The sequence below is a fragment of the Deltaproteobacteria bacterium genome (assembly GCA_016183235.1).
Taxonomy (GTDB): Bacteria; UBA10199; UBA10199; order DSSB01; family JACPFA01; genus JACPFA01.
The window spans coordinates 1-5,820 of record JACPFA010000029.1 but is presented as its reverse complement, the minus strand read 5'-3'; the positions used below and the strand labels follow the sequence as shown (position 1 = coordinate 5,820).

At 44.8% G+C, this 5,820-nt stretch carries 4 protein-coding genes; all 4 read right to left on the bottom strand.

The window, feature by feature from the left end; translation table 11 throughout:
* Positions 1-262: 262 nt before the first annotated feature.
* Complete coding sequence (gene feoB, locus HYU97_07435; protein MBI2336575.1) at positions 263-2,467, bottom strand: ferrous iron transport protein B; 2,205 nt, start codon at positions 2,465-2,467, stop codon at positions 263-265.
* A 6-nt stretch (positions 2,468-2,473) separates the two neighbouring features.
* Positions 2,474-2,716: a ferrous iron transport protein A gene (locus HYU97_07430; GenBank protein ID MBI2336574.1), complete on the bottom strand. Its 243-nt coding sequence runs from the start codon at positions 2,714-2,716 to the stop codon at positions 2,474-2,476.
* Positions 2,717-3,107: 391 nt separating this feature from the next.
* Positions 3,108-4,502 carry a glutamate--tRNA ligase gene (gene gltX / locus HYU97_07425; GenBank protein MBI2336573.1) on the bottom strand — a complete coding sequence of 465 codons (1,395 nt, stop codon included), beginning with the start codon at positions 4,500-4,502 and terminating at the stop codon, positions 3,108-3,110.
* Positions 4,503-4,510: 8 nt separating this feature from the next.
* A complete protein-coding gene (ilvC, locus tag HYU97_07420; protein ID MBI2336572.1) occupies positions 4,511-5,527 on the bottom strand; it encodes a ketol-acid reductoisomerase in 1,017 nt (338 codons plus the stop codon).
* Positions 5,528-5,820 lie beyond the last annotated feature (293 nt).

Here is a 5,820-nt window from a genome sequence, read left to right as displayed (position 1 = left end):
TGTGCCTCAATCTTCCCCTGCCAATGCCGCTCCCTCGCCTCACGCTTATTGATGTCTGCCATTCATCACCTCCTGGTTATGGCAGATCTTTTATATCATTTCCTTACCGCTTGTAAGATGGACTTGCTTGATCGCTTACCATTAAAATAGGGGCCGTAGTTCCAGGCTCAGCGACCAGTTATTATAATATGACTCTACTAGATTGTATGATTTTTAACCGGGCGCTTTTTGGTGACGAGATAAGTAGTTTGTTTAGTTCAGACTAAAACCCTAAGCGGCTGCCGATTTGGTAAACGGCAAGGCTTCCTAAATAGGCTAGCACACTCATATAGCCAAAAATAAATACAGGCCATTTCCATGTGCCAGTTTCTTTGCGCACTACCGCCAAGGTTGACATGCACTGGCATGCCAGCACGTAAAAGATCATGAGAGAAAAACCCACCAAAGGAGTTATAACTTTTTTCCCGGTTTCGGGGTTGATTTCGTTTTGTAATTTTTCTCGTAAAGGTTGGCTGGTTTCGTCGGCTTCGCCTACGCCGTAGACGATGCCTAAGGTGCTGATGAGCACCTCTCTTGCGGCAAAACTACCAATGAGGCCAACCCCGATTTTCCAATCAAATCCCAGTGGGGCAATGGCAGGTTCAATCACGTGGCCTAATTTCCCGGCAAAACTATTGCGCAGGGACTCACTTTTTTTCTCGGCCCATAATTTTTGTATTGTGGGTTGATCCGCCGTTTGTTGAATCATGGCATCGTAGTCTTTTGAAAAATGGGTGGTGCGGGGGAAAGTGAGCAATACCCAAAGCACAAGTGAAGTGATAAAAATAATTGTGCCCGCTTGGGATAAAAATACTTTGGAGCTGTTGAGCATTTTAATAAAAATATTTTTAAGACGAGGGCGTCGGTAGGGCGGCATTTCAAGTACCAATGGAGGTGGAGGGCCTTTGAGTATGGTTCGTTTAAAAAGAAGGGCCATGGTAAGGGCCATGAATGTGCCCAGAAAATAGAGAAATAAAAAGACCAGTCCGCCCCAGGAAAAAATTCCCAACCATTTTTCATTGGGGGGGAAAATGATGGCGATAATGAGTGCATACACCGGAAGCCTCGCCGAACAGGTCATGAGCGGAGCAACTAAAATAGTGATCAAGCGGTCTTTGCGATCTTCGATGGTGCGAGAGGCCATGATCCCTGGAATGGCGCAAGCAAAGCAAGAAAGCAGGGGAATAAAGGCCTTGCCATGCAGGCCCACTGCATACATGAGGCGGTCAATAATAAAAGCCGCGCGGGCTAAATAACCGGATTCTTCTAAAATAGCTAAGAAACCAAACAAAAAAGCAATTTGAGGAATAAAGACAATCACATTACCAACGCCATTGATAATTCCCCCCATGATAAAATCTTTGATCAAACCTGGGGGTAATAAGGCATCGACCCGTTGCGATAACCATAAAACGGAGTCTTCTAGAAAAGTGATAAAGGGGTCAGCGCCGGTGAAGATAAGTTGAAATAATAAGGCAAACACCAACAGCAATAAGAGGGGCCCGGCAAACTTATGGGTTAACGCTTTGTCGATTCGATCTGAAGAAGTTATGGGAGCGATCGCTGGATGTTGGATGAATGGTTTGATGTGTTCATTAATCCAAGCGTAGCGCGCTTCAATCACCTTACCTACAAAATCCAAAGTCAAAGTACGAATTTTTTCTAAAGTGGATTGAATGAAAAGATAAAGTTTTGAATTTATATTTAAAGGTTCAAGAGGGTGGCTGGCTACAGTCGTCAAAAGCCAGATGGCTTCGCCATCTGACGTTGCAGGGTTGGCCCATTGCTTTTCTACTAATTGGGTTCGGAAGTTTTCAATTTGTTGTTCTATTTCAGGGTTCAAGTGCCATGGGCGTTTGAATTTTTCTTGAGTTGGGTTGTTGATGAAATGAGCAAGGTGATGTTTTAATAGTGTGATGCCTTGCTGCTTAGCGGCGGCCATGGGAATAACCGGCACTTTTAATTGTTCTGATAATTTTACATGATTAATAAAGATTTGTTTTTTACCCGCTTCGTCGATCATGTTGAGGGCTAAGAGCATGGGCACTTGGAGTTCTAAAATTTGAAGTGCTAAGTAAAGGTTACGTTCAAGATTGGTGGCATCGACAATGCAAATCACAAGGTCAGGTTTTTCAAAACCTGGTTTGATGGCTAGTAGGGCATCATGGGCAATTTGTTCTTCGGGGGAGCGCGCAATGAGGCTATAACAACCGGGCAAGTCGACTACGCGAACCGCTTGGTCTTTTTTTACGCGACACATGCCGATCTTTTTTTCAACCGTTATGCCCGGATAATTGGCGACTTTTTGTTGAGCGCCGGTGAGGGCATTAAAGAGCGTGGTTTTGCCGGTATTGGGATTACCGATAATCAAGACAGTGGGGATTTCACATTGGGCAGTTTCTGAATGGGAGGGGGAGTGGCAATCCATGGGAAGTTATTTTTTAGATTCTAAGAGGATATGACGGGCATCTTTGCGACGGATCGACAGCCGATAATCTCGGATTTTTAATTCAATAGGGTCACCAAAGGGGGCGATTTTATTGATAAGCACACTAGCACCGCAGGTAAGCCCCATTTCCCTTAATTTATGGACAAACGTATTGCTAAGAATAAAGTCCTTAATGACGCCCACTTCGCCTATACGGAGGTCCGCCACGGTTTTATGTGTCGAGGTCACGTCTTAGATTTAAATGAAAAGGGGGTATAAGTCAATGGAAAGCCTGATATTGAAAATCACTTTCAGGGGACCTCTAAAAAGGGCCCATCTGCGGTGTTGCCCGCAAAGCCGCGATCCTTACGTACTTACGTGTACGCTCCGGTCGCGTCTTTGCGGGCGCCTTGCATCTGGGCCCTTTTTAGAGGTCCCCCCAAATCCAGGTTATTAGAGGTACCCTTCACATTAGACGAGCCACAAAAAAAATGGGAGGGTTACTCTTTCGAGTCCCTCCCAAGTGTCAGGGTAGGATGGGTATTTTTTAATTTTCTAAACTAGTTTTCGGTTGAGCTCGATAGAAATTCCTGTACAAACAGCAAATTAGGCATCTTTTCGTATACATTTAGTATACGACCTACGCTAAGGGTAGATTCAACACTCGATGGAGGCGGGTGAGGGTTTTCTCTTTGCCGAGGATGGCAAGGAGGTCAAATAGGCTGGGGCTTACGGTAGTGCCGGTGAGGGCAACTCGCAAGGGTTGAGCTAAGGCATTGAATTTAATAGATTTTTTTTCAGCAAAGGCCTTGAGTTGGGTTTCTAGGTTTTCTTTTGAAAATGGATCTAAGGTTTCTAAAAATGTCTTTAATTCGGTTAACAAGGCCTTATGTTCGGGTTTAAGAAATTTTTCCTTTGCCTCAACGACAAAGGGGTAATCTTCGGTAAAATAAAACTGCGATAAGGTTACTAGCTCTAATAGAGTTTTGACTTTTTCTTGGCAACTGGCAATGGCCTTTAAGGTGAACGCATCTTCATTGAGCAAAATGCTGCTTTGAGCAAAGAAGGGTTTTGCATGTTCCAATAAATGTTGAGGGGTGGCTTGGCGGATGTAATGCCCATTAAGCCATAATAATTTTTCTGGGTTAAAAACTCCGGCTGATTTGCCGACATCTTGAATGTCAAATTTTTGAATTAATTCTTCTAGATTAAAAATTTCTTCATCTCCACAGGCCCAACCCAATCTCACTAAATAATTGACCAAGGCCTCTGGTAAATAACCCATGTCGCGGTAAGCGGTGACACTGGTGGCGCCGTGACGTTTGGACAAACGTTTTTTATCAGCCCCTAAAATCATGGGGACGTGGGCGAATTGGGGAATGGGATAGTTAAGTGCTTCATAGAGTAAAACTTGGCGAGGGGTATTGTTGAGATGATCATCGCCACGAATCACGTGGGTGATTTTCATGTCGACATCATCAACCACAACGACGAAATTATAAGTTGGAGAGCCATCGGTGCGGGCGATGATAAAATCATCGAGTTCGGCATTATCAAAGTCTACCCCACCCTTGATAAGGTCTACAACTTTTGTGACACCCCATTGTTTTGATTTAAAACGGATGCAATGGGGTTGGTTGGTGTCTTGTTGGTTTAACTCACGACAAGTGCCATTGTATTTTGGCTTAAGACCAGCCTTCAGGGCTGTTTTGCGCATGGTCTCAAGTTGTTCGACGGAACAATAACAGCGGTAAGCTTGACCTTGATGTAGTAGTTTTTCAATATGTTCTTGGTAAATTTTAGCCCGAGCCGTTTGAAAATAAGGGCCTTCATTCCAGGAAAGGCCTAGCCACTGCATGCCTTGGAGGATCGATTCGACATATTCTTGGGTTGAGCGTTCTTGATCGGTGTCTTCAATGCGTAAAATAAATTGACCCCCCGTTTTTTTGGCCATCAAAAAATTATAAAGGGCGGTACGGGTGCCGCCGATATGTAAATGGCCAGTGGGAGAGGGGGCAAAACGAAAGCGAGGCATAGGAAGAGTTACCGTTTATTGCGATCGAGGGCTCCGCCAATCCAAGGCATCATGGCACGCAACTGCTTGCCAACCTTTTCAATAGGATGATTTTCGCCGATCTTGCGCAATCGATTAAAGTTGGGTGAGCCACTTTCTTTTTCTTGAATATATTCTTTGGCAAATTCACCACTTTGAATTTCTTTTAAGATTTTTTCCATGGTGTTGCGGGTGTGGCTGTCGATAATGCGTGGGCCACGCGTAACATCGCCATATTCGGCTGTGTCAGAAATAGAATAGCGCATGTTGGCAATGCCACCGGCATAGACAAGATCAACAATCAACTTAACTTCGTGCAGGCATTCAAAATAGGCAACCTCGGGTTGGTAACCGGCTTCGATAAGGGTTTCAAAACCATTTTGAATGAGCGCGGTTAAACCACCGCACAGCACCACTTGTTCACCAAACAAATCGGTTTCGCATTCTTCTTTGAAAGTGGTTTTGATAACGCCGGCTCGAGTGCCCCCAATACCGCGGGCATAGGCCAGCCCCAACTTCCACGCCATGTCAGTGGCATCTTGTTCAACGGCGATAAGACAAGGGACTCCTTTGCCATCGGTAAACTGATCTCTTACCAAATGACCTGGCCCCTTGGGTGCAATGAGAATAACATCTAAGTCAGCGCGGGGTACGATTCGTTTAAAATGAATATTAAAACCATGGGCAAAAAATAACGCGGCATTTTTTTTCAGATGATCTTTGAGGGCACTGTCATAAAGTGCCTTTTGAGATTCATCGGGGATGACAATCATGGCGATGTCGGCATTCTTGGCAGCTTCGGCTGGATCCGTATAAACCTTAAAACCGGCAGCTACGGCCTTTTTATAAGAAGGGCCGTTGGCTTTGAGGGCAATCGAGACATCGAGCCCCGAATCCCTTAAATTTTGGGCATGGGCGTGGCCCTGCGACCCATAACCAAAAATAATAATCTTTTTGTCCTTTAATAAGGCTAAATCGGCATCTTGATCATAATAAACCGTTGCCATAATTTGAATCTCCTTTAAGTTCGCGCTTTGCCATTCCAGGCTCATGGATGGCACAGAGGGACATTTTTAGCCTAATTACCTTAAGAAAAGCTAGAGGATTTTTGTTGCACCTAAAAAGAGAGTAAAGTGACTTTGAAGGTGAGGTGGTTTTGCCGACCCGGCGCTCCAGCGGCGACCCTCATATGGATGACCTCTTGGTCAAGGCTAAAGTGATCGTGCCTAGGGGTTGAGATTTGGACCTCAGAGCCTCGAGAACTTTTCAACCTCATATTCGCGTGCTGGTTAACGCATTA